At 64.5% G+C, this 26153-nt stretch carries 23 protein-coding genes, 1 tRNA gene, 1 pseudogene and 1 other annotated feature; of the genes and pseudogenes, 14 read left to right on the top strand and 11 right to left on the bottom strand.

Annotated elements, in window-relative coordinates:
* From RYL44_RS06680 to RYL44_RS06665, 4 genes are all read right to left on the bottom strand, one after another.
* The coding region (locus RYL44_RS06680; protein ID WP_314975471.1) for a type II toxin-antitoxin system YoeB family toxin at nt 1–97 on the bottom strand (97 nt) is incomplete at its 3' end.
* A gap of 2 nt (nt 98–99) precedes the next feature.
* Complete coding sequence (locus RYL44_RS06675) at nt 100–369, bottom strand: type II toxin-antitoxin system Phd/YefM family antitoxin (RefSeq protein WP_111824437.1); 270 nt, start codon at nt 367–369, stop codon at nt 100–102.
* A 146-nt stretch (nt 370–515) separates the two neighbouring features.
* Complete coding sequence (locus RYL44_RS06670; RefSeq protein ID WP_314975468.1) at nt 516–941, bottom strand: YjdF family protein; 426 nt, start codon at nt 939–941, stop codon at nt 516–518.
* Between the two features lie 155 nt (nt 942–1096).
* Nucleotides 1097–2122 (bottom strand): DUF1266 domain-containing protein, encoded by a 1026-nt coding sequence (locus RYL44_RS06665; RefSeq protein ID WP_314975467.1) that lies wholly within the window; start codon nt 2120–2122, stop codon nt 1097–1099.
* 358 nt (nt 2123–2480) lie between these two features.
* On the opposite strand from RYL44_RS06665, the gene topA reads away from it, so the two are divergent.
* From topA to RYL44_RS06635, 6 genes are all read left to right on the top strand, one after another.
* Nucleotides 2481–5213 carry a type I DNA topoisomerase gene (gene topA / locus RYL44_RS06660; RefSeq protein ID WP_314975466.1) on the top strand — a complete coding sequence of 911 codons (2733 nt, stop codon included), beginning with the start codon at nt 2481–2483 and terminating at the stop codon, nt 5211–5213.
* Nucleotides 5213–6112 (top strand): dTMP kinase, encoded by a 900-nt coding sequence (gene tmk, locus RYL44_RS06655; RefSeq protein WP_314975465.1) that lies wholly within the window; start codon nt 5213–5215, stop codon nt 6110–6112. Before topA ends, tmk begins: the two co-directional genes overlap by 1 nt.
* Nucleotides 6109–7302, top strand: a complete 1194-nt coding sequence (locus RYL44_RS06650; RefSeq protein WP_314975470.1) for a DNA polymerase III subunit delta' — start codon at nt 6109–6111, stop codon at nt 7300–7302. The genes tmk and RYL44_RS06650 overlap by 4 nt, the downstream gene beginning before the upstream one ends.
* A gap of 37 nt (nt 7303–7339) precedes the next feature.
* Nucleotides 7340–8950, top strand: a complete 1611-nt coding sequence (locus RYL44_RS06645; RefSeq protein WP_314769755.1) for an alpha/beta hydrolase — start codon at nt 7340–7342, stop codon at nt 8948–8950.
* A 109-nt stretch (nt 8951–9059) separates the two neighbouring features.
* Nucleotides 9060–9132, top strand: a tRNA-Thr gene (locus tag RYL44_RS06640).
* Between the two features lie 659 nt (nt 9133–9791).
* The gene (locus RYL44_RS06635) at nt 9792–10115 is read left to right on the top strand and encodes an SdpI family protein (protein ID WP_314975464.1); all 324 of its coding nucleotides are present in this window, start codon (nt 9792–9794) and stop codon (nt 10113–10115) included.
* A gap of 128 nt (nt 10116–10243) precedes the next feature.
* Here RYL44_RS06635 and RYL44_RS06630 read toward each other — a convergent pair.
* Nucleotides 10244–11490: pseudogene (locus RYL44_RS06630) on the bottom strand (IS3 family transposase).
* Nucleotides 11084–11212, bottom strand: a sequence feature (AL1L pseudoknot). Its footprint overlaps the pseudogene before it by 129 nt.
* Nucleotides 11491–12103: 613 nt before the next feature.
* Here RYL44_RS06630 and RYL44_RS06620 point away from each other — a divergent pair.
* The 3 genes from RYL44_RS06620 to RYL44_RS06610 all read left to right on the top strand — a co-directional run bounded on the left by RYL44_RS06620 (nt 12104) and on the right by RYL44_RS06610 (nt 15414).
* Nucleotides 12104–12574 carry a Dps family protein gene (locus tag RYL44_RS06620; protein WP_314975462.1) on the top strand — a complete coding sequence of 157 codons (471 nt, stop codon included), beginning with the start codon at nt 12104–12106 and terminating at the stop codon, nt 12572–12574.
* A gap of 390 nt (nt 12575–12964) precedes the next feature.
* Nucleotides 12965–13966 carry a ferrochelatase gene (gene hemH / locus RYL44_RS06615; protein WP_314975461.1) on the top strand — a complete coding sequence of 334 codons (1002 nt, stop codon included), beginning with the start codon at nt 12965–12967 and terminating at the stop codon, nt 13964–13966.
* A 245-nt stretch (nt 13967–14211) separates the two neighbouring features.
* Entirely contained in the window at nt 14212–15414 is a 1203-nt protein-coding gene (locus tag RYL44_RS06610) for a PLP-dependent transferase (protein WP_314975460.1), read from the top strand.
* Nucleotides 15415–15915: 501 nt separating this feature from the next.
* Here the strand turns inward: RYL44_RS06610 and RYL44_RS06605 are convergent.
* Nucleotides 15916–17154, bottom strand: a complete 1239-nt coding sequence (locus RYL44_RS06605) for a chloride channel protein (protein WP_314975459.1) — start codon at nt 17152–17154, stop codon at nt 15916–15918.
* Complete coding sequence (locus tag RYL44_RS06600) at nt 17145–17606, bottom strand: MarR family winged helix-turn-helix transcriptional regulator (protein ID WP_276740369.1); 462 nt, start codon at nt 17604–17606, stop codon at nt 17145–17147. The genes RYL44_RS06605 and RYL44_RS06600 overlap by 10 nt, the downstream gene beginning before the upstream one ends.
* A gap of 225 nt (nt 17607–17831) precedes the next feature.
* On the opposite strand from RYL44_RS06600, the gene RYL44_RS06595 reads away from it, so the two are divergent.
* Nucleotides 17832–18161, top strand: a complete 330-nt coding sequence (locus tag RYL44_RS06595) for a histone-like nucleoid-structuring protein Lsr2 (protein ID WP_073982610.1) — start codon at nt 17832–17834, stop codon at nt 18159–18161.
* A 62-nt stretch (nt 18162–18223) separates the two neighbouring features.
* Here RYL44_RS06595 and RYL44_RS06590 read toward each other — a convergent pair whose 3' ends face one another.
* Both RYL44_RS06590 and RYL44_RS06585 read right to left on the bottom strand, forming a co-directional pair.
* The gene (locus RYL44_RS06590; protein WP_314975458.1) at nt 18224–18706 is read right to left on the bottom strand and encodes a DUF3060 domain-containing protein; all 483 of its coding nucleotides are present in this window, start codon (nt 18704–18706) and stop codon (nt 18224–18226) included.
* A gap of 42 nt (nt 18707–18748) precedes the next feature.
* A complete protein-coding gene (locus RYL44_RS06585) occupies nt 18749–19966 on the bottom strand; it encodes an OmpA family protein (RefSeq protein WP_314975457.1) in 1218 nt (405 codons plus the stop codon).
* A 321-nt stretch (nt 19967–20287) separates the two neighbouring features.
* On the opposite strand from RYL44_RS06585, the gene RYL44_RS06580 reads away from it, so the two are divergent.
* From RYL44_RS06580 to ispD, 3 genes are all read left to right on the top strand, one after another.
* Nucleotides 20288–21025, top strand: coding sequence for a phosphoglyceromutase (locus tag RYL44_RS06580; RefSeq protein WP_314975456.1), 738 nt, complete (start codon nt 20288–20290; stop codon nt 21023–21025).
* Between the two features lie 350 nt (nt 21026–21375).
* Nucleotides 21376–21894 carry a CarD family transcriptional regulator gene (locus RYL44_RS06575; RefSeq protein ID WP_073982615.1) on the top strand — a complete coding sequence of 173 codons (519 nt, stop codon included), beginning with the start codon at nt 21376–21378 and terminating at the stop codon, nt 21892–21894.
* Nucleotides 21872–22627: a 2-C-methyl-D-erythritol 4-phosphate cytidylyltransferase gene (gene ispD / locus RYL44_RS06570; protein WP_314975455.1), complete on the top strand. Its 756-nt coding sequence runs from the start codon at nt 21872–21874 to the stop codon at nt 22625–22627. The genes RYL44_RS06575 and ispD overlap by 23 nt, the downstream gene beginning before the upstream one ends.
* 174 nt (nt 22628–22801) lie before the next feature.
* Here ispD and RYL44_RS06565 read toward each other — a convergent pair whose 3' ends face one another.
* Both RYL44_RS06565 and RYL44_RS06560 read right to left on the bottom strand, forming a co-directional pair.
* Entirely contained in the window at nt 22802–23626 is an 825-nt protein-coding gene (locus RYL44_RS06565) for a hypothetical protein (RefSeq protein ID WP_314975454.1), read from the bottom strand.
* A 4-nt stretch (nt 23627–23630) separates the two neighbouring features.
* Nucleotides 23631–24173, bottom strand: a complete 543-nt coding sequence (locus RYL44_RS06560; RefSeq protein WP_314975453.1) for a hypothetical protein — start codon at nt 24171–24173, stop codon at nt 23631–23633.
* A 410-nt stretch (nt 24174–24583) separates the two neighbouring features.
* On the opposite strand from RYL44_RS06560, the gene RYL44_RS06555 reads away from it, so the two are divergent.
* Nucleotides 24584–25933, top strand: a complete 1350-nt coding sequence (locus RYL44_RS06555; protein WP_314975452.1) for an MFS transporter — start codon at nt 24584–24586, stop codon at nt 25931–25933.
* Nucleotides 25934–26153 lie beyond the last annotated feature (220 nt).

The raw sequence follows: 26153 nt of genomic DNA, 5'->3' as shown, positions 1-26153 counted from the left end.
TGATGAGTGCGTTGATGCGCTTGAGGGTCTTGCGATCCTCGAACTGCCACCAGACGTAGTCGTTCCAGGCGTGTGGGGTCCACAAGACTTTGAGCATCGTTAGTTCTCCTCGTCAGGGATGTCGATGAGGTCGTGCTCTTCGAGGTTGCCGTGTCGCAGCTGTGCGATCGATTCGCGCAGGTGGCGGGCGTTCGCGGGGGACTGCATGAGGTAGACGGTTTCCATGAGGGACTCGTACTCGTCGAGGGCGATGATGACGGCGCTCTCGTGGCCCTGGCGGGTGATGACGATTTCCTCGCGGTCGTTGACGACCTGGTCGAGGACCTCGGCGTAGCGTGCGCGCGACTCGGTGTAGGTCATGGTTTTCATGGGTGCTCCTCTGCTCGCCTATGTACAGAACAGTGTACAGGAAGTGAGGGTGTGTGTCTCCAGCCGGATGGCGATGTGTGGGGGTAGCGCAGCCCATGCGCGTGTCATGCAGTTTCCGTGCGTACCGAGGGGTTAACGTGCAGCCCTTAGTGGCCTCGGTGGCGAGCTTTCGCTTTCAGGCGGGCGAGTCGGCGTTTCTTTTCAGCTTTCTCTCGTTTCTCCTGCTTGGTCGTGGAAGCTCGTTCTCGTGCCGTACGTTCGCGTTCTGCTTGAATCGCTGCCTGTGACGCAGTGGAAGGAAGCGCGCGGCGCGCGAGGCGGGACGCTTGGCGCTGTGCGCGCTTGGGGTTGTGGTGCGTCGCGTGGTGTTGGGCCGTATCGGAAGCCCAAGCGGCCTCGTCGAGGCGGGATAAGAGCGCATTGGCGTGAGCGAGGAGGAACTCGTAGAACTCCGCGTCTGAGGGCTGCGCGCCGAACATGACCCGAACGGCGCGAACACGGTCGGCCTCGTGGCGCTCAATGACGCCGACCCAGAACTGGCCATCGAAATATAGTGTGGACTCCGTCTTCATTACTCGTCTCCAGGTACACCACGGTGGACCCGATGACGCTGGATTCTGCTCGGGGCAGCGACGGATGCGAGGCATCGCCCAGACTTCCTACTGGACTGTGCGGTTCGCGTATCAGGACTGACGACTCATTCTACGTCCTGTGAGCGGAGGCTTCGCTACTGGACGATCGGCTTGCCGCCGATGGACATGGGGGCACGGGTGCGCGTCTGTGCGTCGAGTTCCCTCTCCCACGTCGAGGCATCCTCCCAGGCCGAGGGTGAGAGTAGGCGTAGAGCGTCCATCTCGCGGAGCGCATCGAGCAGGAGAAAACGCGGGGTGGGGTATGGGGCATCCCACGGGATCGCCGTCCATAGGCCGTTCTTTCCGAGGAGGAACTCTCCTCGGTTCCGGTCATGCAGGTCGTTGGCTGCGCTCTGCGCGTCTCCCTCCGCGGCCCACAGCCAGCGAGTGACGCGGAAGGCCACCCAGACCTCGTTCCACGAGGAATAGGACAACGACAGGGCACGGTTGACCAGCGCGAGAGTATCCCAGGCCTCGTCCTCGCTGAGCCACCCGAGGGCTGCGCCCGTCCGAGTCAGCAGTGCCGCGCGCACGAAATCCCACGCGCCAAAATCCACGGAGGACAGGCCTCGATCGTTGTCCAGGAGGCGACGGATGCGCCAGCGTTCCTCCCACGCGTCCGTGTCCCTGTCGGCGGTCTTGTTGAGGAGTTCAATTCTCGCAGTCGCCCAGGAACGGTCCGCGCAGTGCTCGCGCAGCCGCGTGTACTCGGCGCGGTGCCCGGACCTGAGCAGGGTGTAGAGCTGTCGGAGCAGGTCAGAGCGATGTGTGATTCCCCAGTCTCGGGCGAGCATGTGCGTCGTCGACTCCACGTCCGACACCGCCAGGACATTCACCGGGTTGCCGTGGCACAGCGCGTAGGGGATCGTCGGGGCGAGCAGACGCGCGCGGACGTCGATCGCCAGGGCTTTGCGTGATCCGCGTAGCTTTGGTTTGTGATGCTTGTTGAGTTCGTCCCACTCGTCGGTCTTGCCTGCCTTGCGCACGTCCGGTGGGGCGGGCATGACTCCCTTGGAGCGGGTCAGGGCGTCCTTGATGAAGACGATCGGCAGGCAGATGATCACGACGATGAACGCCAGCATCACGGGGATCGGCATCTCGGAGACGAAGTTCGGAATCACGTTCACGATTGTGCCCGATTGAGTGCCGCTCACACAAACGTTGGGTGCGCGTTGGGGGGACGAGGCCTGGGCTGAGTCTGCGGGTCTCGACCGGTCTGGTCGGCTCGCGGTGCGAGGCGTGGGTTCCTCCCTATGTATAGGTATCGTCGAGCGGTTGATCGATGCGTCCCCGACACGCGCGCCTGAGGGTCCGCCACGGCCTCGTGAATGTCAAACCCGGTGGGAGTGAGACGCGCGGAAGCGGCCACGGTACCCAGATGTGGGTGGGACGCGGTAAGGTCCATCCCAGATGCCTCGACGCGTGCGCTCGCCGACGAGGTGCTACAAATACTGGGGAAGCGACGGGAAGGGACAGGCAATGTCAGCGACGAAGCTCGTGATCGTGGAGTCTCCTGCGAAAGCAGCCACCATCGAGGGATACCTGGGTCCCGACTACCACGTGACCGCCTCCATCGGCCACATCCGTGACCTCCCGCAGCCCTCCGAACTGCCCAAAGACATGAAAAAAGGGCCGTTCGGCCGCTTCGCTGTCAACGTGGATGATGGCTTTAAACCCTATTACGTGGTGAACCCGGACAAGAAGAAAAAGGTCACCGAACTGAGGAAGCTCCTGAAGGAGTCCGACGAACTCTATCTGGCAACCGATGAGGACCGCGAGGGTGAGGCCATCGCGTGGCACCTCCTCCAGGTTTTGAAGCCGAAGGTGCCCGTTCGCCGCATGGTGTTCCACGAAATCACGAAGGAAGCGATCCAGCGCGCCCTGGAGAACACGCGCGACCTGGACACGGACCTCGTCGACGCGCAGGAGACCCGCCGCATCCTCGACCGCCTCTACGGCTACGAGGTCTCGCCCCTCCTGTGGCGCAAGATCCGCCCGTCCCTGTCGGCCGGCCGCGTGCAGTCGGTGGCCACGCGCCTCGTGGTCGCCAGGGAACGTGAGCGCATGGCGCACGTGAGCGCCCAGTACTGGTCGATCGACACGGCTTTCACGTCGGCGGGCCAGGCTTTCGGCGCGCGCGTGGCCTCCGTGGACGGCCACGCCATCGCGACCGGCTCCGACTTTTCCGAGAAGGGCGAGCTGAGCGCGAAGGCCACCAAGGCCGGCGTCCTCCACCTGGACGAGGCCACGGCCCGGGCTTATGCGCAGGCGCTGTCGGACGCCCCGGCCTCGGTCATCGACTCGGTGACCCGCAAGCCCTACCGTCGCCGCCCGGCCGCCCCCTTCACGACGTCGACCCTCCAGCAGGAGGCGTCGCGCAAGCTGCACTGGAACGCCTCCTCGACGATGCGCACCGCCCAGTCCCTCTACGAGTCCGGTTACATCACCTACATGCGTACCGACTCCACGGCCCTGTCCAGCCAGGCGATCCACGCCGCCCGCGAGCAGGCAACCCAGCTTTACGGGGCCGAGGCCGTGGCCGACTCCCCGCGCCTGTACGGCACCACGTCCAAGGGCGCCCAGGAGGCGCACGAGGCGATCCGCCCCGCCGGCGACCACTTCCGCACGCCGGGCGAGGTCGCGGGTTCCCTGTCGAAGCAGCAGCTGGCCCTGTACGACCTGATCTGGAAGCGCACGGTCGCCTCGCAGATGGCCGACGCTCTTGGCTACACGGCGACGATCCGCGTGCTCACCGGCATCGAGGTCGACGGCGCGCGTCACGACGTGCTGTCCTCGGCCTCGGGCACGGTCATCACCTCCCCGGGCTTCCGCCTGGCCTACCAGGAGGGCCGCGACCAGGGGCGTTACGACGCGGAAAAGAACGACGCGGAGAAGACCCTGCCCGACGTCGCCGAGGGCGATCCCGCGACGCTGACCGAGGCCACCCCCGACGGCCACGAGACCCAGCCCCCGGGCCGCTACACGGAGGCCACGCTGGTCAAGACCATGGAGGAGCTCGGCATCGGCCGACCCTCCACCTACGCGGCCACCATCCAGACGATCGGGGACCGCGGGTACGTGACGCACCGCGGCCAGTACCTGGTGCCCACGTGGCTGGCGTTCTCCGTGACGCGCCTCCTCGAGGAGAATCTTGCGAACCTGGTCGACTACGACTTCACGGCCTCGATGGAGGGCGACCTGGACCGCATCGCCGCGGGCCAGGAGAACGGCACGGACTTCCTGACCGGCTTCTTCTTCGGCCCCGACGGCACGGGCGAGCACGGGGGCCTGCGCCACGACGTCGCCTCCCTGGGCGACGACATCGACGCGCGCGCCGTCAACTCGATCGACCTGGGCCGCGGCGTGACGCTGCGCGTGGGCCGCTACGGGCCCTACATGGAAAAGGCCGACGGGACGCGCGCGAACGTGCCGCCGGAGGTCGCCCCCGATGAGCTGACGGACGAGCTGATCGATCAGCTCTTCGCCCGCGCCGCCGACGACGGCCGCGAGCTCGGCGTGGATCCGGCAACCGGGCACACGATCATCGTCAGGGACGGCCGCTACGGCCCCTACGTCACCGAGGTCCTCCCCGAGTCGACCGAAGGGGACGAGGCCGGCGCGAAGAAGGCGAAGAAGAGCGCCGTCAAGCCTCGCACCGCCTCGCTGTTCAAGACAATGGACATCGCCACCGTCACCCTTGAGGACGCGCTGAATCTGCTGTCCCTGCCCCGCGAGGTGGGCACGGACCCGGCCTCGGGCGAGGTCATCACCGCGCAGAACGGCCGCTACGGCCCCTACCTGAAGAAGGGGACGGACTCGCGCACGCTGGCCTCGGAGGACCAGCTGCTGACCATCACCCTGGATGAGGCCCTGGCCATCTACGCCCAGCCCAAGACCCGCGGCCGCGGCGCCGCCCGCCCGCCGCTGCGCGAGTTCGGCGAGGACCCGATCTCGGGCAAGAAGGTTACCGTCAAGGACGGCCGCTTCGGCCCCTACGTGACGGACGGCGAGACCAACGTAACCGTGCCGCGCGCGGAGACGGTCGAGGACCTGACGGCCGAGCGAGCCTACGAGCTCCTCGCCGACAAGCGCGCCAAGGGCCCCGCCCCCAAGCGCACGCGCAAGACGGCCGCGAAGAAGACGACGGCCAAGAAGACCACGGCCGCCAAGAAGACGGCCACCAAGAAGGCCGCGACGAAGAAGGACAGCTGATGGCGGCGCGAGGAGTGTTCATCACCTTCGAAGGCGGCGACGGCTCGGGGAAGTCCACGCAGATCCAGTCGGTGCGCGAGTGGTTTGCCAGCCGTGGCCGCGAGGTCATCGTCACCCGCGAGCCGGGCGGCACCGAACTCGGCACGGAAATCCGTCGCCTCGTACAAAACGGGCCCGAGGACGTCGACGCGCGCACGGAGGCCCTCCTGTACGCGGCCGACCGCGCCTACCACGTCGCCACGGTCATCGGCCCTGCCCTCGAACGCGGCGCCGTCGTCCTGGGGGACCGCTACATCGATTCGTCCCTGGCCTACCAGGGCGCGGCCCGCTCCCTCGGCGTCGACGAGATCGCGTCCCTGAGCGCCTGGGCGACCCAGGGCCTCTACCCGTCCCTGACCTTCCTCCTGGACCTGCCCCCCGAGGTCGGCGCGCGCCGCCGCACCGACGCCCCGGACCGCATGGAACGCGAGTCCATGGACTTCCACGAGCGCGTGCGCCACCAGTACCTGCGACTCGCGGACGCCGAACCCGACCGCATCGTCGTCATCGACGCGGTGGGCACGGTCGACGAGGTCTTCTCCGAGATCCGCGGCGTCCTCGTCGAACGCTTCGAGGGCGGAGTCGCCACCATCGACGAGGCCGTGGACGCGCCCGCGGGCGCGCCTGCCCCCGAGGAGTCGGCCGCGTCTGCGGAGTCGTCCGTGCCCGAGGCGGCGCCCGAGCACCCCGCGCCTTCCGTGCCCGAGGCGGCCACCGAGCGCCCCGCGCCCTCCGTGCCCGAGGCGGCCACCGAGGCCTCGGCGCCACGCACGGGCTCCGGCGAGCAGCGCTCCTCGCGAAAGCCCGCGACCATGGTGGGTGCCCTGGGCGAGTCCCAGGGTGCGCTGTGGGATGAATAATGAGCGTCTGGTCCTCCCTGGTCGGACAGGATGCAGCGGTAGCTCAGCTCAGCGAGGCCGCAGTCGGCGCCCGCGCGATCATCGCCGGTCGCGGCGGGGGGCGCGCCTCTGACGAGGCCCGCTCAATGAGCCACGCGTGGCTCATCACCGGCCCGCCCGGATCCGGTCGTTCCGTCGCCGCCCGCGCCTTCGCGGCTGCCCTCCAATGCACGGGCGAGGAACCCGGCTGCGGAGCGTGTCCCGGTTGCCGCACGACGATGGCCCGCACGAACGCCGACGTGGTCTTTGCGGCCACCGAGACCTCGATCATCAACGTCGACACGGCCCGCTCCCTCGTGCTCCAGGCCCAGTCCTCGCCCTCCCAGGGCTTGTGGCGCGTCATCGTCGTCGAGGACGCGGACCGCCTGGGCGAATCCGGCGCGAACGCGCTCCTCAAAGCCATCGAAGAGCCACCCGAGCACACCGTGTGGCTCCTGTGCGCGCCCAGCCCCGAGGACATGATCGCCACGATCCGCTCGCGCTGCCGCCACCTCGGCCTGCGCATCCCCACCGCGGCCGCGGTCGCCGACCTGCTCGTGCGCGAAGGCGTCGCCACCCCCGACGTCGCCCTCGAGGCGGCGCGCGCCGCCCAATCCCACATCGGGCTGGCCCGCGCGCTCGCCCGCGACCCCCAGATGCGCGAACGCCGCCGCGCCATCATCACCGCCCCCGCCTCCGTGCGCAGCGTCGGCGAGGCCGTCATGGCCGCCGACCGCCTCCTCGAGACCGCGAAAACCCAAGCCGACGCGCAGGTGGCCGAGCGCAACGCCCGCGAAAAGGCCGAACTGCTGCGCCAACTCGGCATGGAGGAAGGCGAGAGCGCCACCAAGGCCTCGCGCACGATGATCCGCCAGCTCGAGGAGGACCAGAAGCGCCGCTCCAAGCGTGCCCTCACCGACGCCATCGACCGCGCCCTCATCGACCTGCTCGCCATCTACCGCGACGTCCTCATGGTGCAAGTCGCCGGCCACGGCGAGCTCATCAACACGGACCTGTCCGACCTCGTCCACACCATCGCGGGCGAGTCCACGCCCCGCCAAACCCTCGCGCGCGTCGACCACATCGAGACGGCGCGCCGGCGCCTCATCGCCAACGGAAACCCCCTCCTCGTCCTCGAAGACATGACGATCTCCCTGCGCCCACAGGCCTGAAAACTGACCCAGCGATTCAGCGTATACAATCGGGGCCATGAAGACACGCTCCTTCGCGGTAGCAGCCGTCGCAATCCTCGCAGTCGTCGCTGTCGTCCTAACCGTCGTCGGCTACGTGGGGACACGCGCCAGGGGACCCGTTCCAGCGACCACCGCCACCTCCTCGTCGGTGTCAATCCCCGTCCAATCCGGGTCCACCCAGCCGTACTACGAGCAGGGCATCACGTGGGGCGTGTGTTCGGAGGGAACATTCGAAACCTTCCAGGGAGTCGACTCTTCCGACCCCAGCGAATACCAGTGCGCCTTCCTCAAAGCACCCCTGGACTGGGACGAACCCGACGGCGACCAGATCTCCCTGGCGCTGGCCATCCACCGATCCGGACAGAAAGACGCTCCCGCCCTCTTCGTCAACCCCGGCGGCCCCGGCGGCTCCGTCGTCTCCGCGCTGCCCTACTACTCGGCCCTAGGCCTCGGCGACTCCGTCGTCGCAGCGTACGACATCGTCGCCCTCGACCCGCGTGGAGTCGGCGCCTCCACCCCCGTCTTTTGCATAACCGACGCAGAGAAAGACGAACGCAACGCCGGCGACGACAACGATGGGAACGACGACAACCCACAATCAGCGATCGCCGACACCGAAGAAGAATCACGCGCCTTCGCCGACGGATGCCGCGAACGATCCGGCAACCTCTTCGAACACATCGACACGGTCAGCGCTGCCCGCGACTTCGACATGGTACGCGCCGTCCTCGGCCAGGACACACTCAACTTCCTGGGCTACTCCTACGGCTCCTTCCTGGGCGCCACCTACGCAGAACTCTTCCCCGAGCGCGTCGGCCGCTTCGTCCTCGACGGCGCCCTGGACCCCTCGCTCAGCGTCGACGACATCTCCACCCTGCAGATGCGCGGCCTGGACGCCTCCCTCCAACAGTGGATCACCGACTGCGCCACCCAGGCCTCGTGCCCCATGGGACGCACCAAGGACGAGGGCGTGGCAACCGTGCGCTCCTTCCTTGACTCCCTGGCGCGCACGCCGATGACGACCAACGACCCCAAGCGCCCACTCACTGAGGGACTCGCCGTCACTGCACTGACCGGTTCCATGTACAACACTCAGCGGTGGCCGCAGCTCACCGACGCCTTCGAGGCCGCGTGGCGTAAGGGCGACGGGACACAAATGTTGGCAATCGCCGACCTTATGAACTCGCGCAACCCCGACGGAACCTACGCCGACAACTCCGCCGACGCCATCAACGCGATTAACAGCCTGGACTATGAGCCGGAGGGGACGCAAGAGCAATGGATCGAGCGCGCCACCTCCCTGAAGAGCGAACTCACCATCCTGGGCCGCTACGTCGGCTACCCCTCCGCTGGCCTGTCCGTCTGGCCCACACGCCACGCCGACCGCCATCCCATTACCGCCCAGGGCGCTGCGCCCATCGTCGTCATTGGCACGACGCACGACCCCGCCACCCCCTACTCCATGGCGCAAGGCCTGTCCGGGCAGCTGGCCAGCGGTGTCCTCGTCTCCGTCGAAGGGTGGAATCACACGGCATACCGGCGCGGCGCTAACCGGTGCGTCGTCAACGCCGTCGAGGACTACCTGGTGAAGGGCACCGTCCCCGCCGACGGTCTCATGTGTAAGTAGGCAGTGACCCACGACATTGCCTCGTGGGCATTCTTGGTTTGCGTTGTCGGCGCTCCTTCCAGTAGAGTTGTGCCGTTGCCCGCGCGCCGGAAACGGAACGGCAGGCACGGCCGCCTTAGCTCAGTCGGCAGAGCGATTCACTCGTAATGAATAGGTCGTGGGTTCGATTCCCACAGGCGGCTCAGAAGCGCCCGCCCCTACAGGGGTGGGCGCTTTTGCATGCGTTGATGGGCCGGGCTGCTTGGTGTGCTCGTGGGCGGCGGCCCGCCCGCTCGCCGTCCGCGCTGCGAGCTTCGCTCGGCGCGTCGACTCGTTGTCCGGCCAGGCCCCGCCGCCGCCCATGGTCGCCGCAGCCTGGCCCTGTGGTGTCCTCCGGCGCCCTTCGCACCAGTAGTGGTGGGGGTTTTGCACTACATGAAGCTTGCTGGCCGCGTGTCGCCGGCGTGTCGGACCCCCGTGTAGTGCAATTCCCCCCGATTGGTGACGGTGAGGCCGCGGCTTGAGGTCGCGTGGCCGCCAAAGTGCAGACCCATTGGGCGAAAAACGGCGAAAAAGGCCTGTTTTTGCTGAATGGGTCTGCTTTTTGGTGGATTCGGTGTCTGGCGTGGCGTGTTGTTCGTGCGTCGCCCCCTGAACATGCGCCTCAACCTCTTGTTGCGCACAGCCCAGCATGTAGAGGTATCAATCGCTTGACATCTTGTGAATCAAGGTATGTGACGGCTCTATTTAGCAATGAAGCTAAGTCTGGAAGGGACTGATCATGATGGATGGACTCATCTCATTTGGTCTGTGACTCTTAACGTTTGTTGCCGCTTTATCCTTGGTTGGTCTAGCGCGAGCGATGCGGCATGACAAGTTGCCTCCGAATGTGTGGGCGGGAATCAGGACGAAGGCAGCATCAGAGTCGGAGGCATCCTGGTATCAGGTGCAACGAGCAGGTTCAGTACCGCTCTTTTGCTTAGTCGTTGCTTATGTAGATTCAGGTTTACTCTTTATCCTTCAAGGAATCTACCATGAGACTATTTCTGTACTTGTTCCGGTAGTTGTGTTTAGCGTGCAAAGTCTTGTTGGAATTATATGGATATATAAGGCAGGCTATAACTCCGAGTCATCACAAGTGCAGAGCAGAACCAGCGAGTTCTCCGAGAAAAATGAGGAAAAATGAGCAGCTAGACCTACCTAGTAGAAGCTGGGCGCAGCCGCCCATGCTCCACGAGGTGGGTTAACGTGCGAGCTGGAGGGTCCATGTGCGACATCATGGTCTGTCAAGTCCCGGGTTTTGTGTAGGGATTTTTAGGCCGCTTTCTTTCGTGTTGTTGTGTATTTGTTTTCTGCTTGTTGCGGTGTGATTCCGCCCAGGGCGAGGTGAGGGCGGCTTGTGTTGTACCAGTGGACCCAGGCTGAGGTTTCGCGTTCGACTTCGCGTTGGTCGCGCCATGGACCTGTGTAGCCGGGACGTGCTTTGTTGTAGATGAGTTCAGCTTTGTACAAGGAGTTCAAGGCCTCGGCTAGAGCGTTGTCGTAGGAGTCGCCGGTGGATCCTACTGAGGCTATGGCCTTGCATTGGGCTAGTGCCTGTCCGTAGCGCACGTCGCGGTATTGCACGCCCCGATCGGAGTGGTGCACGAGCCCACGAGTGTCTATATCATCGCGGCGACGTTGGTAGATCGCCATGTTTAATGCGTCCAGGGCCACGTCGGTATGCAGCGAGGACGCGACTTTCCAGCCCAGGATTTTACGAGAGCACACGTCGGTGACGAAGGAGACGTAGACCCAGCCAGCCTGGGTTGGTACGTAGGTAATGTCTGCGACCCACAACTCGTTGAGATCATGGGCCCCGAAATGCCGATTGACCAGGTCCAAGGGGCATGCATGGCGCGGCGCTGAAGCCGTGACATGGCGGGTCCGACGCCGACTCACGCCACGAATGCCCATACGCCGCATCAGTCTCTCGACCGTGCAGCGCGCCACATATCCCACGCCCAACTCGTGAGTGTTGAGGAAGGCATGCATTTTGCGCACCCCGAACACACAGTAGTTCTCCTCCCACACGCGTCTGATCACGTCTGTGAGCGCCTCGTCGCGCACGCTGCGCGCCGACAAGGCACGAGTCCGGGCAGCGTAATAGGCGCTGGGAGCAACCTGCACCCCTGACTGGGATAAAGCAGTGCAGATTGGCTCGACTCCCCACCGATGCCGATTGACCTCGATGAAATCGTAGACTAGCGTCCGAGGCGACCTGGCTCCGCCCCGAAAAAAGCTGACGCCGCCTTCAAAATTTCGTTGGCTCGCCGTAGCTCACGGTTTTCAGCTTCCAGCGCCCGGATACGGGCCTCTTGATCACTGACCTCGCCACGCTCATTGCGCCCGCCCTGCTCCACGGCGCGCACCCACGTACGCAGCGCCTCAGGATTGACCCCCAACTGGCCGCCAATACGCTTAATAGCACCCCTACGCCGCTCGGGATCAGCACGAGCCTCCAACGCCATACGCGTCGCACGCTCACGCAACTCCATCGAATACTTACGCTGACCAGACATCCCAAACCTCCAATCCGGCCTAAGACACTCTCCACAATACCCGGGACACATCAGGTCGTGTTGCGGCGAAATAGGTTGTGTGGGGCAGTGCAGTGGTAGCAGTCCGGCCCTTCTGCTGGCAGTGTTAACCCTTCAATGCGCAGCTAAACCCCATTGGTGGCATGGTGGGCGGCCTGCCCACGTAGCCACCCATCGGGTTAACGTGCGCGTAGGTGGGCCCAGGCAGCCACCTGCTGGGTTAGGGCTGTCATCCTTCGGGTTAACGTGCGCATGAGAGGGTTTGATGAGGCTCTAGTTGCGTATCGGCGCGTCGCTCCTGCGTCCCGTTGCGGGGTCCACGGTCTAAATGTCCACGGTTAACCGCGTGAGGCAACCGTGGCCTCGTGAAAGATTGGTAAGGCGACCCTACCCGATAGGGCCAAAGTCCCAATGACGTAATAACGCCCAAAAACGCGGGCGTTATTCCCACACTTGACACAATCGTGAAACATTTTACTAAACAGTGGACAGCGCTAGAAATCTCGGGACCAAAGGACCAAGATGGTTGTGTCTGAAGGGCAACGCCTCACGAGGGCCGCGCCCGCATCGAATACACAAGCAGAGGAGATTCATCATGACCGTTGAGTCCACCGGTTTCAAGGCTTCCGACGTTCTCGCAGGCAACCTGCAGAAGGTCCTCACCGACGTGACGGCGCTGTCCCTCGTGGGCAAGCAGCTGCACTGGAACATCACCGGCGAGGGCTTCCGCTCGCTGCACCTCTACCTCGACGATGTCGTGGACATCGCCCGCGAGGCCTCCGATGAGATCGCCGAGCGCATGCGCGCCCTCCAGGTCGTCCCCAACGGCCTGCCCGAGGTCGTCGCCCAGCGCAACACCCTGCCGACCGTCCCCGAGACGCTCGTCAAGACCGATGACGCCGAGGAACTCGCCGTCGCCTCCATCAACGCGACCGTCGGCACCATGCGTGACGTGCACGAGAAGGTCGACGCCGAGGACTCTGCCTCCGCCGACATCCTCAACGACTACATTCGCCGCCTCGAGCAGCAGGCGTGGTTCATCCGTTCGCAGAACGGTCAGGCCTGAGCCAGATCCCTCCATCAGGAGGACGCGAAGCCGTCGGCTTCGCGTGAATAACGCCCGGGTGCCCCGCCTATCTGATAGGCGGGGCACCCGTGTATCTACGACAGCGAGGCTCCCAGGCGGGAACGTGTTGGCGTTGTGCTACCGCGTGTTCGCGTTGCGCGACCACGCGTGAGGCGTGGCGATGCTAGTGCGTCGCGCAGGCACAACGAGGCCTGTAGTGAGCGGGAGCGTGCGTTCCGCCCGTTATTGAGGCGGTTAGCGTTCGCGTTGCGTGGCGAGGCTGTAGGGAGGTGACACCAAGTCAGGGACAGCGCGTCCGCGGACCACTATTCTGAACGGGTGATGATTTCCGAGGATTTAACGCCAGTCGACCCTCGCGCCGCACGCCCGATGAACGCCCGACCAGGCGATGCACAGCCCGCCCTGATTCTGGTGAACCTAGGCACGCCGACCGCGCCCGAGCCGTCAGCGGTGCGCGCGTACCTGCGTGAGTTCCTCTCCGACCGCCGCGTCATCGAAATGAGTCCGCTCCTGTGGAAGCCCATCCTCGAAGGCATCGTTTTGCGCGTTCGCCCGCGCCCGGTCGCCGCCAAATACCGCAGTATCTGGCTGGATGGGGGTTCACCCCTCATGCACTACACCCGCGAGCAGGCGCGCCTGCTGGGTGAACGTCTGCCGGGTGTGCGCGTCGAAGTCGCGATGCGTTACGGGCAGCCCTCCATCGGCTCCATTCTGGACGGTCTTCACGCCGACGGGGTGCGGCGCGTCGCTGTCCTGCCTGCATACCCGCAGTACGCTGCCTCCACGGTGGCGACCCTCAATGACACGATTGCGCGGTGGATTCGCCGTAACCGCGACGGCTTCGAGATGCGCCTTCAGCGTTCCTTCCCGGCTGCCCCCGCATATATTGACGCGCTCGCTGTAGCGCTCGAGGAACATTGGGAGCGTGTGGGCCGACCGAACTTCCTCGCGGGTGATCGTGTTGTCGTGTCTTTCCACTCGATTCCGGTCGCCATGGACGAGGCCGGGGATCCCTACCGGGGTGAGTGCCGCCGTACGGTTGCCGCGTTGGAAACGCGCCTGGGCCTGCCGATGGGGTCACTGACGGTTTGTTTTCAGTCGGTGTTTGGGCGTGCGCAGTGGTTGGGTCCGCAGACGATCGACGAGATGGGTGAGCTTGGCCGTGCCCGCTGTCCGCGTGTGGACGTTATCTGTCCGGGTTTCGTGGCGGATTGCTTGGAAACGCTCGAGGAGATTGATCAGCTCAACCGCGAGACGTTCGTCGAGGCCGGGGGCGGGGATTTCCATTACGTGCCCTGGGCTAATGATTCTGACGGTGCGGTTACGGCCCTGGAGGAACAGGCGCGTATCGCCCTCGCTGGCTGGGTGTAGGCGCGCACGTTAACCCGATAGGTGGCGCTAGGGGTCCCTCGATGCGCACGTTAACCCGATAGGTGGCGCTGTTGGCCGCGCGCCCACACTGCTACCACTAGGGTTTAGTTGCGCGTTGAGGGGTTCATACCCCCAGTTCTCGGGTCGCGGTCGCCACCTCTTTGCGCCCCGAGCGCGCGCTGTCACAATAGATCGACCGACGAAATCCTTCGGCGTAGCCAGCTACGGCCTCGTACTGTGACGGTATGAGTGCGACTGACTGTACCGACTTTGCGACGCTGGCCATCCACGCCGGGTTCGACCCGGATCCCGTGACGGGTGATGTGGTGCCGCCGATGCACGTCACGTCGACGTTCGTGCAGGATCGGCCCGGTGAGCTGCGAGAAGGGTACGAGTACGGGCGCTGTGGCAACCCGACGACCAATGCCTTCGCGGGTGCGCTGGCCGCCCTGGAGGGGGCGACGCACGGCTTCGCGTTCCCGTCGGGCATGAGCGCCGAGGACACGGTCATCCGCCTGCTGGCACGCCCCGGCGATCACGTCGTGCATTCGACGGACGTCTACGGGGGGACGCACAAGCTCCTGAGTGTCATCAAGCCAGTGGAGGGCATCACCTCCCGGGCCGCGGATCTGAGTGACCTCGCCGAGGCTGAGCATGTGATCCGCGAGCAGCGCCCGCAGATCGTGTGGGTAGAGACCCCCTCGAACCCATTCCTGACGGTCACGGACATCGCGGCGGTCGCGGCTCTTACGCATGAGGTCGGCGGCTTGCTCATCGTGGATAACACGTTCGCGACGCCCTTCCTGCAGCGTCCGCTGGCGCTCGGAGCGGACGTCGTCGTGCACTCGACGACCAAGTACGTGGGCGGACACTCCGACGTGGTGGGTGGCGCGGTCATCTTGCGCGATGGCCTGGAGCTGCCCGGGCACGTCGAGCCTTTCTTCGGGGATCGAGACGCCGCAGCTGAAGCCGTGAAACTGCAGATGGCCCTCGGGCACGTCCCCTCCCCGCGCGACACGTACCTGGCGCACCGGGGCCTGAAAACGCTGGCTCTGCGCGTGGAGCGTCACTGCGCCAACGCGTTGGCGGTGGCTACTTTCCTGGCCTCCCACCCGAAGGTGAGCGCGGTCCACTATCCGGGGTTGGCCTCGGACCCGGGTTATGAGCTGGCCCAACGTCAGAATCCTCGCGGCGTCGGCGGGGTCCTGTCCTTCCAGGTTGCAACGGGGGAGGCGGCTCTCGAGGTGACGACGCGCACGCGCATCTTCGCGTTGGCAGCGTCCCTGGGCGCGCCGGAGTCCCTCATCGAGCATCCGGCGATCATGACGCACTCGACGCGCGTGGGCGGCGTGGGCGGAGTGCCCGCGACGCTTGTGCGTCTCGCGGTCGGACTCGAGGACGTGGGCGACTTGATCGCGGACTTGGATCAAGCGCTCGCTGGGATCTGACGCCCCTTCGGTGCCCCTCTGGTGCCGCTCTGATACCGCTCTGGTGCCTTCCCCACAAATCTCGCACGTAATTTAATTTGGTCAGTTTTTAGTTATGTAAGAAAACGTTGCAATTCCAACGTTGTGAATTCAATGTTTGAAATAGCGTTGGGGGAATTACGTGCAACTTTTGGGGGGTGGGGACGAGGCTGGGGTTCCCCGAGCGGTGACGCGCGGTGACGCGCGGAGAGGCGCGGGCGCGGTGGCTATGCCCGAAGCAGCTGGAGTTTGGGTCGGCCCCATCGGGTGCCGAACGGGTGCACACGCGGATAGGTAACGCACATCCGGATAGGTTACAAACATCCGGATAGCTTAATAACCTATCCGGATGCGCTTAACCTATCCGGGTACGAACAACCTATCCGGATGTGCACAACTCGTCCGCCACCGACACAGGGGGTGTTGCAGGGATTGTCAGAGGCGGGTGCGGGCAATCGGCGGGCCCCCAGAGCCTGGTGCAGGTTATGCGCCCGGGAGGGTGCGGCGGCTGAGCCAGGCGGTCGCGGCAGTGGCCCCGCCGACGGCGAGGGCGGCGGGCACGAGGATGGTGGGCCCCTGCGCGGTGAATTCGATGACGAGGATCAGGCCGGTGAAGGGCGCGTTCATGGACGCGCCGAGGAACGCGGCGGCCCCGATGAAGGCGAAGGCGGCCACCTCGGATCCGGGCCAGGCGGCCGCCCACGGCAGGCCGATGACGGCTCCCAGGCCGGCGCCAAGCGCGACCGCGGGGGTGAGGACGCCGCCCCAGCCGCCGGAGCGAATCGTGAGGAAAGTCGTGAGGGTCTTTGCACCGAGCACCAGCGCCGCGAACGCCAGACCCGCCCCGGTCGCCCACGTCGCATCAAACTGCGTCTGAGCGCTGGCTTGCCCGTTGCCGAGCACGGAGGGAATCCTTGCGGAAATCAGGCCAACGAAAAGGAACGCGAGGGGCAGGGTGAGGAGGATACGCCAGTCTCGCGGCCGGGCCGCGCCAACGCGGGCGACGCCCTGCTTGAAGGCCCAACCGGCGGCGCCGAGCAGCGGGCCGACGAGGGCCCCGAACACGGTGAGCGACAGGGACGGCGTGAGGGTGGGGACCGTGTAAAAGGGCGTGGGCCTGGTGAATCCTGTGGAGATGAGGACGGCGATCCCCGACGTGAGGAAAGCGGGGGCGACCGCGCGCCCCGAGCGTGAGACGAGCAGGATTTCGAGCGTGTAGATAGCGCCCGACAATGGAATCGAGTAGACGGCGGCCAGGCCTGCGCCCGCGCCGCACGCCACGATGATGCGGCGGTCTTCGGCGCGAAGCCCCAGGCGATCGGCGGCAGCAGCGGCGAAGGCGGCGGCCATCTCGCGGGGGGCGACCTCGCGCCCGACGGACGCACCGAGGCCGACGACGAGTACCTGGGTCAGGGCGTGCCAGGTGGCGCGCAGGGGAGGCATCGGGGTGCCGGCGACGGCCGCTGACACAGACGTGATGGCCTTGTTGCGGCGGAAGAGGAGGAACCATGACAGAGCCCCGATGATGCCGCCGAGGGTGAGGACGAGGATGCGTCGGGTGGGGGAGAGTGCGCTCGCGGCTTCCAAGAGAGTCCCGGAGTGCATGTCCCAGGCGAGGGCCTGGATCCAGTGGAGCAGGTGGATGCATGTTAGGCCGACGAGGCCGGCGATGACTCCGGTCGCGACGGTGGCGATCGCGAGGCGGCGCGCGTTCACGGACATGGCGTGTCGGAGTCGAGACGCGCGGCCACTCGACGAAATAGTGCGGTGAGTGTGTCGATTTCTTCGGGCGAAATGTCGTTGAGGAAAAGCTGGCGAATCACGTCGCGCTGGACAAGGGCTGCTTCGTCGAAGAGGCATTTTCCGGCCTCGGTGAGGAAGACGAGGCCTCCGCGCCCATCCCCCTGGCAGGGGCGACGTGCGATGAGGCCGCGCGATTCGAGGCGCTTCATTGTGTGGGTGAGGCGCGAGCGCGAGAAGACGACTTTGTGTGCCAGGACGGAGGGGCGGATGCCGAGCTCGCCCGCGCGGTCGGTCATGAGGAGGACGGAGTATTCGGGCATTGACAGTCCGGCGTTGCATTTGAGCGAGGCTTCGATGCGTTCAGTGAGGCGAGCCGTTGTGGTGAAGTAGAGTTCCCATGCCGCCGCTCGGGGGTGGTGTGCTCTGCTCACTGTGATTCCTCATCTCATCCTGTGGGGTTGCAAGGCCTCTCCAGCCTCGTACATGCCTACGAGTATAACTTTCAATTACCGGCTCTTTCGTTCGGTGATGTCTAACTCACGTTTAGGGCGTCGTATGAATGATGAGAAAGAAAATGCGTTGTGAGTTACCCTAATTGCAATGAATTCCACTGATGGTTGGAATGTGGAATTCTTGATCCCTCAGGAGGAATATCCATGAAGAAGACAACAAAGATTGTGGAAGTTGTCGACGATTTTGACGGGACGCCCGCCGAGCAAACCGTGCGCTTCGCATTCAATGGGGCGTCGTACGAAATCGATTTGAACCGCGCGCATTTCGAAGAATTTGCCGGCGCTATTCAGCCCTACATTAAGGCCGGTCGTAAGGTTGGTTCGACTCGTCGTCGCGGCAACGCTGGCAATCCGAACCAACGCCTGGAGAATGCGAAGATTCGTGCGTGGGCGCAGGAGAACGGGCGTGAGGTTTCTGATCGCGGGCGTATTCCCGCTCCGATCGTTGAGGCTTACCGTCAGGCTCACGCCTGATCGGTATGTTTCAGTGTGGGGTGCGCAGATTATCTGCGCACCCCACACTGGTTGGTGGAGTGTCACTTGCTCATGAAGATTTCGTTGCTGGCACCCAAATCGCTGGTCACCTGAGGGGCGTTTCCTTCCTCGTACTCGATTTCGTTGTTAGACCCGGTGAAGGATACGGTTGATACCGATTCAACCTCGATGGAGTTGTTGGAACCGGCCACCGTGATCGCGGTAACCTCTCCGCCGTCAATCTCGTTATTTGAACCATTGACGATGACCGTCGTGGTGCCCGCGGGAATGGTGAGGTGCTCGTTTGATTCATTGAAGATGATCGGCGTCGCGTTGTCCTGCGAGGGGGCGGTGGATGCATCCGAGGTTGTGGGCGCCGAGGTGGCGGGGGCGGTGGATACGTCCGAGGTTGTGGGCGCCGAGGTGGCGGGGGAGGATGTTGATGAGGTATCGCTCGGTGCGGCGTTGTTCTGGGTGCAGCCGGTCAGGGCCAGGGTGGCCACGGCCATGACGGCAGCGGCGGGGATGAGGGACTTGATGGACATGGGGTTTCCTTTTCGTGTGGGTAGATGAACGATGTTGGTGTGTCAGAAAGCGGGGATGAAGATTTCGACGCGGCGGTTGAGCGCTCGTCCGGCGGGGTTATCTGATCCGTCGGCGTTCTCGTTGGGGGCCACGGGCTTCGACTCGCCGTAGCCGGTCGCGTCCATGGTCGCGGTTACGCCTTTCGCGCTCAGGTCGTTCTTAACGGCGTTTGCGCGAGCTTCGGAGAGCTGCTGGTTGAAAGCTTCATCGGACACGGAGTCGGTGTGCCCGTAAATGTGGGCGGCGGGGACCTTCGCGTTGGTGAGGATGTCGGCGAGCTTTGTCAGGGTCTGGGCGGCGTCGGGGCGGATGTCGGACTTACCGAAGTCGAAGAGGACGCCGTCCTCTAGGGTGATGAGGGTGCCGCAGGATTCGACGGGCTTGAGTGACTCGACCGGCGGGAAGGTGCCGAGTGTGGAGGCTTTTTCAACCTTGGGTGCGCCGGTGATCGTTGTGCCGTTGACCATCGCAGTGCCGTCGCCGTTGTTGATGATGGTCAGGTTCGGGTCCGTGTAGTTGCCGGTGCCGTCGCCGTTGTTGATGATTGTTACGGTGCGTGTGGTGTGTGTGCCTGAGCCGTCGCCGTTGTTGGTGATCGTTTCACCTGTTGCGGAGTTTGTGTAGGTGCCGCCGCCGTGTCCGTTCAGGGTGAAGGTGGTGGTCGGGCTGGTGTAGGTGCCGGAGCCGTCGGTGTCAACCGTGATGGTGAGCTTCGTGTCGCCGTTCGTGTAGGTGCCGGAGCCGTCGCCTGCGTAGGTGATGGTTGTTGTTCCCTCGGTGATGACGCCGGAGCCGTCGCCTGCGTTGATGACGGTCGTGTTGTTGGAGGTGGTTACGGCGGATCCGTCGCCGCCGAAGACTGTGGTGCCTGAGACGACGGAGGTGCCGTCACATTTGGCGGGTGCGACGCTCACGCCGGGAACGGAGGATAGGGTTGAGGATGCGGAGTCGACGATGGCTTTGTCGGCGTTGGATGCGAACACGTCGATCGGGGGAGTAGAAAAGAGGGGGATCGGCGGGATTTCTCCGGCCCGGTATCCGGGGACCGTGGGGGTGGCCGAGGCCGTGGCAGTGGGTGATGATGTCCGCGAGGTGGTGGCTGCCTCCTGTGTGGGGGAGGGGGCCGCATCCTTCGGCTTGGATGAACCGCAGGCGCCCACGGCAAGGGAGGCCGCGGTGATGAGGGCGGCCGTTGTCAGAGTGCGTCGTGTGATGGTCATAGTGTAACCGTACGGGAAGAAGTGAAGAGTGCATACTGTTCCGGTAATCATGTGGAACCTTGATTTTTTGGGGCGTTCAGGGGGAAACGGCGAGGCGTTCAGGGGGTAATCAGGGGGAGACCGGGGTAGTGACGGGGCGTCCGGCGCGCGGTCGGTACAGATCGCGGGGGTAATCAGGGGGAGACCGGGGTAGTGACGGGGAGAAGATGTGGGAGGAGTGGTTTTCGCCGCTGAGGGATGGTTCGGCGCGTCCCCACAGCTGTGGCGTGATCAACGACACGGAATGTAGGAGCTACGCTCCGACTGTGGGACAATAGAGACATGAGCTACAAACTGGTGCTGCTCCGCCACGGCGAGAGCGAATGGAATGCAAAGAACCTCTTCACCGGTTGGGTGGATGTTCCGCTGTCGGACAAGGGCCGCGCGGAGGCTACCCACGGTGGTGAGCTCCTCAAGGAATCCGGCGTTCTCCCGGACCTCCTGTTCACGTCGATGCTGCGTCGCGCCATCATGACCGCGAACCTCGCTCTCGACGCTGCCGATCGCCACTGGATCCCCGTTGAGCGCAACTGGCGCCTCAACGAGCGTCACTACGGTGCGCTCCAGGGCAAGAACAAGAAGGAAATCCGCGACGAGTACGGCGAGGAGCAGTTCATGCTGTGGCGCCGTTCCTTCGACGTGGCTCCGCCCGCCATCGAGGCCGGCTCGGAGTTCTCGCAGGATCAGGATCCCCGCTATGCCGGTGAGCCTGTCCCCATGAGCGAGTGTCTGAAGGATGTCATCGCGCGTCTGCTTCCCTACTGGGATGAGGCCATTGTTCCTGCGATTAAGACCGGCAAGACTGTCATGATTGCCGCGCACGGCAACTCGCTGCGCGCCATCGTCAAGCACCTGGATGACATCTCCGACGCGGATATTGCCGGCGTGAACATCCCCACCGGCATTCCGCTGGTGTACGAGCTCGACGAGGAAACCCTCAAGCCCATCAAGAAGGGCGGCACCTACCTGGATCCTGAGGCCGAGGCGAAGATCGCCGCGGTCGCTAACCAGGGCAAGTAAGCGACGCGGGGCCTCGGTTTCGTCTGTGTGGACGAGGCCGGGGCTTCGTCGTGCCTGTGGGCGCGACAATTGCGGGGTTGGGATGATGCTTGTGCCTCCTTGGGCGTGTGCGAGGGGTGTGTTGAAGTAGGGGTGCGCGGGTGAACGAACGAGTGTGGCGCATTCCCTAAAACTGACCATCCGATCGTGACTGGGGTCGCAGAGATGGTCGTATGGTGGTCGTGCTTGACGTTGGTTTGTATCGTTCCTCTAATGCGTGTAACGTTGGGCTTTCACACTGTCTCGGAGATATTCGTCAGGCAACTGGTAGAATGGACGTGCTATCCACGCGAGCACCCAGGAGTCCTTCCATGTCGTTCGAAATCGGTCAGACGGTCGTCTACCCGCACCACGGCGCAGCCACGATCGAAGAGGTCATGACGCGCACCATTCGCGGTGAAGAACGTACGTATCTGAAGCTGCGCGTGAACCAGGGCGACCTGGAGATCCAGGTTCCAGCAGAAAACGTTGACCTGGTTGGCGTGCGCGACATTGTTGACGAGGACGGCCTGGAGGAAGTGCTCGCCGTTCTGCGCGCCCCCTACGTGGAGGAACCCACCAACTGGTCGCGCCGCTTCAAAGCAAACCAGGAGAAGATTGCGACTGGCGACATCGTCAAGGTCGCCGAGGTCGTGCGCGACCTGACGCGCCGCGACGACCTGAAGAAGCTGTCCACGGGCGAGAAGCGCATGCTGACGAAGGCCCGTTCCATCCTCACCTCTGAACTGGCCTTGGCCCGCAATATCGATAAGTCAGCCGCCGCGGATCGCCTCGATTCTGTCTTGGCTGAGGGCCGCATCGAGATCGATGATGACGCAATCTCCGAGTGAGGTTTGCGCGGTCCTGACGGCCGCCGGGTCCGGCTCGCGCCTCGGCTGTGAGCTGCCCAAGGCTCTCGTTGAATTATCGGGTCGCCCCCTGCTGTGGTGGGCGGCCCGCGGCCTACGCGCCGGGGGAGTGGGCATGATCGTCGTCACTGCCCCGGCCTCGTGCATCGCTGAGTTCAGCGCCGCGATCGACGGCTTGGGCGACGTGCTTGTCGTCGCGGGCTCCGACCGCTCGCGGCAGGCTTCCGTCGCACTAGGCTTGGCTGCCCTCGGGGACAGAAGCGCGGATACGGTCGTCCTCGTGCACGATGCGGCTCGCCCCCTGACTCCACCGCAGGTTACCGCGCGCGTCATCGACGCGGTGCGCGCTGGCGCGGGCGCGGTCATCCCCGTCCTGCCCGTCACCGACACGCTCAAGACCGTGGATGCCTCGGGCCTTGTCACGGGTACGCCGCGGCGCGCCGACATGGTGGCCGTGCAGACTCCGCAGGGTTTCCGCTGGGATGTGCTCACGCGCGCGCACGAGGCGGGCGCCTCCCTCGGGGCAGACGAGGCCGTGGCCGCCACGGACGACGCTGGCCTGGTCGAGGCGATCGGGGCAGCCGTGCACACGGTCGCGGGTGACGAACGCTCCCTGAAGGTCACGCGTCCCCTCGACCTTGCCATAGCGCGGCTGCTCGCCGACCAGGACGAACTCCTAGGGCGCAGGATTAGTCAGGGTGGCCACCGCCACTGACTTGTTGACAGCGAACAAGGCTGAGGCTGGGACGTATCGATCATCTGTCACCCTCCACGTGCGTCTCCTTCGTCCCTGACATGCCAGCATGTTGCATCCGGTCAGGTTGCGCTGGTGGTTCCCCCTCCTCGTCCCCATCGCCCCCGCACATCTCCAAACGCGGGCAACCCTCCCTCAGGCGTCTGGATCCTGGCCTCGTAGGAGCGCGCGCACCACGTCGACGCCGACCTCAGTGCCGAGAACGCGTCGCCGCCCGGGGTTGGAGGCGAAATAGTCGATAAGGCGCTCGAAGGCGACGTAGGAGAGGCCAGGATCTTTCAAATGCAGCCACATGATGCCTTCCTCGCCGTCTGCGGTCCAGTGAATGGCGGTCATTCCCTTGACGGTCTCGCCCATGCCGGTCACATCACACCAGTCCGCCATCTTGATCCGAGGGAGGAGGTCTCTCTCCGCGAAGGCAAACCCCTCGGGGATAAGAACGAACTTCTGTACCTTGACGTCGCGCGGTTGGGGGAAATACAGACCTGGCACTTTCACGAGAAGGCAGATGATGAAGACACCAGCGCCGAGCGACATGAGGACACCATTTTTTGTGCTCGAGGAGAACGCGAGAGGGATGAGGCAAAGAGCAATGCTACTTAGTCCCCATGTGAATCCAGCGTTGCGACTGCGGGCAAATGTAGCGTCCCCGGTGATCATCAGCTCGGTGACCGTGCGTTCCTCCTCGCGCGTTGTGGCGGCAGTGACCCTCGGCGGGCGGCTGGGTGCACGCGCGTAGGCGACTCCAGCTGGAATGAAGGCGACGAGGATAATGCAGACGATAGCGAGCCCGTAACGCAGTCCGAGAGCGGGGAAACCGAGTGCGATGAGGGCAGCGAGGACAAGTGCTGCCGCGAGTCCGGCGGCATACAAGCACGCGGGGACGATCCACGCTCGCCGCATGATGGCGTCCGCTTGGCTCGGGGTGAGGGGCCGCCGGATGAGTGTCAGAGGAAGCATGAGCCTAGCCTGCCGTCAGGATGTCGCTGACGAGCTGCGGTCCCTGGGGTGTTCCGAGCGTTGCTCGATCCTCTGGATGAGCGACAAAGTGGTTCATGAGCCGCGCGAGTTGCCAGTAGCAGATGGGCGTCCCCCTCATCTCGAAAACGAGCGCATCCTCGGAGTCTCGGGTGGATACGTGCATCAACTGATGCGACTCCTTGTTGGCGACGAAAAGCTCGAAACCCTCAATCTGGGGGTTGCGATCCCAACGGATATGTGTCGGGTTGTCGTGCAGGAGGGGCTGAATCGACAGGTGATCGGGACCGAGCGTGATCATCGGTGACCGGTGGATGCGCGAGGGGCGATAGTCTGTCACGTTGAACATTGTGTATCCGAAGTACGAATACGAGAACCCCAGGATTAGGCTCATGACAGAATTAGGCTGAATAAGGAACAAGAGGAGTGCGATGGGGCCGCAGGTCATCAAGAACACGGAGCAGATCGACGAAACGTAGAAGGGGAGGATAAGGGGATAGAGGGCGATTCCTTCCGACTCGACGTGCATGAGAACTCCCCGGCGCTGCTGAACGATTTCGGCGACGCCGAGTGTGAGGGAAGCGAGAGCGAGGAGAATCGGAACTACGACGAAAAAGAATGTGTAGGCGATTGGGAAAAAGCTGCGTATACAAAAAAAGAAGATTGCACAACTAGCGCAAACGGTGGCGATGAAAAAATTTGCGCGCGCCTTGGATAGCCGTTCGTCCGCATCGGACACGCTGCGCAATGAATCGTCCGCCATCGTTGGTCTCCTTCCAGGGTGACAGGCCAGTATATTGCATCCGGTCAGGTTGCGCTGGTGGCTCCCCGGCCTCGTCCCCACCGCGCCGCCGGACGAGCGGGGGAAGCGAAACGTGGTAGTTTCACCCTGGACGCACGCGCGCCGCCGAGCACTCCCCACCGAAGGAGCCCGATCACATGAGTACCACTCCCTCCCCCCGCAACCGCGTGATCACGCGCCAAGTCGTCGAATGGGCGGCCTGGGACTGGGGGAGCGCCGCCTTCAACGCGGTCGCCACCACCTTCGTGTTCACGACCTACCTGACCAGCGACGGCGTCTTCACCGACGCGGGCACCGCCTCAAGCTGGCTCAGCAACGGCATGACGATCGCGGGCCTGTTCATCGCGCTCCTCGCCCCCATCACCGGTCAGCGCGCCGATCGACGAGGCCGGGGCGGAGTCTGGCTCGGATGGTTCACCGGGTTGGTCGTCGCCTGCATGCTCGCCATGTACTTCGTACACCCCGAATCGGTGCTCGGACCCAAGGGCGCCCTCATGCTCGGCATCGCCCTGCTGGGCCTGGGCAACGTGTTCTTCGAGTTCGCATCCGTGAACTACAACGCGATGCTCAACCACCTGGGCGAGAAGGAAGACCGCGGCAAAATTTCGGGCTTCGGCTGGGCGTCCGGCTACATCGGCGGCATCGTCCTGCTGCTCATCCTCTACGTGGGCCTCATCGGCACCAACCTGCTCGGCGTCCCCACGGACGAGTACCTGCCGATCCGCATCTCCATGGTGATCGCCGCCCTGTGGCTCGGCGGCTTCGCCATCCCCGTCATCCTTCACCCGCCGCTGCCCAAAAAGGTGCACACCGGCGGCGACCACGAGTCCATCCTCGACTCCTACAAGCTCCTGTGGCGCACCGTTCGCACCCTGAGCTCCGAGGCCCCGCACACCCTCTTCTTCCTCATCGCCTCCGCCGTCTTCCGCGACGGCCTGGCCGGCGTCTTCACCTTCGGTGCCGTCCTGGCCAAGACCGCTTTCGGTTTCAGCGCGGGCGAGGTCATGATCTTCGCGATCGCCGCGAACATCGTCGCCGGCCTGGCGACCGTCGCCTTCGGCTGGGTGGACGACAAGATCGGCCCGAAGAAAGTCATCATCCTGTCGCTGTCCGCCATGGTCGTCGCCGGCTTTGGCGTCTTCTTCCTCCACGCCCGCGGCCCCATCGTGTTCTGGACCCTGGGCCTGGCCCTGTGCGTCTTCGTGGGCCCCACTCAGTCCGCGTCGCGCTCCTTCCTGTCGCGCATCATCCCCGCCGGGCGCGAGGGCGAGGTCTTCGGCCTCTACGCGACGACCGGCCGCGCCGTGTCCTTCATGGCCCCCGCCATGTACGGCCTCTTCCTCCTGATCGGCAAGGCCGTGACCCCCGCCGGCGAGGACTACACCTACTGGGGCATCCTCGGCATCATGCTGATCCTCCTCGTGGGCCTGGGCCTGACCATCCCCGTGAAGGCGGACCGCGCTACGCTCCACCACATGGAGGGCTGAGCGCCCTCGCCGCGGCGTTACGCGGCCCCAGACGACTCGTCCCCGACGCAACCGGGCATGCTCTCGGGCGTCGGGGACGGTTCTGTATCGATCCGCTTACGGGGTCCGTGGCGTCACGGCGATGACTTCGCCGCTGCGTGCTCCGACGAGCAAGTCGTCGAAGATCCACGTGAGGTTCGTGGCCTCGTCCAGCTCCGGCGACACGTAGGTCATCTCGCGT

The organism is Actinomyces bouchesdurhonensis (assembly GCF_963540955.1).
GTDB classification, from domain to species: Bacteria; Actinomycetota; Actinomycetes; order Actinomycetales; family Actinomycetaceae; genus Pauljensenia; species Pauljensenia bouchesdurhonensis.
This window is presented reverse-complemented; position numbering and strand designations above follow the sequence as displayed.

What these genes read in the sequence shown, in the direction of transcription:
- topA (WP_314975466.1), top strand. Translation starts at nt 2,481, where the DNA reads ATGTCAGCGACGAAGCTCGTGATCGTGGAGTCTCCTGCGAAAGCAGCC.
- RYL44_RS06645 (WP_314769755.1), top strand. Translation starts at nt 7,340, where the DNA reads ATGAAGACACGCTCCTTCGCGGTAGCAGCCGTCGCAATCCTCGCAGTC.
- tmk (WP_314975465.1), top strand. Translation starts at nt 5,213, where the DNA reads ATGGCGGCGCGAGGAGTGTTCATCACCTTCGAAGGCGGCGACGGCTCG.
- RYL44_RS06605 (WP_314975459.1), bottom strand. Translation starts at nt 17,154, where the DNA reads ATGTCCGTGAACGCGCGCCGCCTCGCGATCGCCACCGTCGCGACCGGA.
- RYL44_RS06585 (WP_314975457.1), bottom strand. Translation starts at nt 19,966, where the DNA reads ATGACCATCACACGACGCACTCTGACAACGGCCGCCCTCATCACCGCG.
- RYL44_RS06610 (WP_314975460.1), top strand. Translation starts at nt 14,212, where the DNA reads ATGAGTGCGACTGACTGTACCGACTTTGCGACGCTGGCCATCCACGCC.
- RYL44_RS06635 (WP_314975464.1), top strand. Translation starts at nt 9,792, where the DNA reads ATGCGGCATGACAAGTTGCCTCCGAATGTGTGGGCGGGAATCAGGACG.
- RYL44_RS06675 (WP_111824437.1), bottom strand. Translation starts at nt 369, where the DNA reads ATGAAAACCATGACCTACACCGAGTCGCGCGCACGCTACGCCGAGGTC.
- RYL44_RS06595 (WP_073982610.1), top strand. Translation starts at nt 17,832, where the DNA reads ATGAAGAAGACAACAAAGATTGTGGAAGTTGTCGACGATTTTGACGGG.
- RYL44_RS06575 (WP_073982615.1), top strand. Translation starts at nt 21,376, where the DNA reads ATGTCGTTCGAAATCGGTCAGACGGTCGTCTACCCGCACCACGGCGCA.
- RYL44_RS06565 (WP_314975454.1), bottom strand. Translation starts at nt 23,626, where the DNA reads ATGCTTCCTCTGACACTCATCCGGCGGCCCCTCACCCCGAGCCAAGCG.
- RYL44_RS06555 (WP_314975452.1), top strand. Translation starts at nt 24,584, where the DNA reads ATGAGTACCACTCCCTCCCCCCGCAACCGCGTGATCACGCGCCAAGTC.
- RYL44_RS06670 (WP_314975468.1), bottom strand. Translation starts at nt 941, where the DNA reads ATGAAGACGGAGTCCACACTATATTTCGATGGCCAGTTCTGGGTCGGC.
- hemH (WP_314975461.1), top strand. Translation starts at nt 12,965, where the DNA reads ATGAACGCCCGACCAGGCGATGCACAGCCCGCCCTGATTCTGGTGAAC.
- RYL44_RS06580 (WP_314975456.1), top strand. Translation starts at nt 20,288, where the DNA reads ATGAGCTACAAACTGGTGCTGCTCCGCCACGGCGAGAGCGAATGGAAT.
- RYL44_RS06620 (WP_314975462.1), top strand. Translation starts at nt 12,104, where the DNA reads ATGACCGTTGAGTCCACCGGTTTCAAGGCTTCCGACGTTCTCGCAGGC.
- RYL44_RS06590 (WP_314975458.1), bottom strand. Translation starts at nt 18,706, where the DNA reads ATGTCCATCAAGTCCCTCATCCCCGCCGCTGCCGTCATGGCCGTGGCC.
- RYL44_RS06560 (WP_314975453.1), bottom strand. Translation starts at nt 24,173, where the DNA reads ATGCACGTCGAGTCGGAAGGAATCGCCCTCTATCCCCTTATCCTCCCC.
- ispD (WP_314975455.1), top strand. Translation starts at nt 21,872, where the DNA reads ATGATGACGCAATCTCCGAGTGAGGTTTGCGCGGTCCTGACGGCCGCC.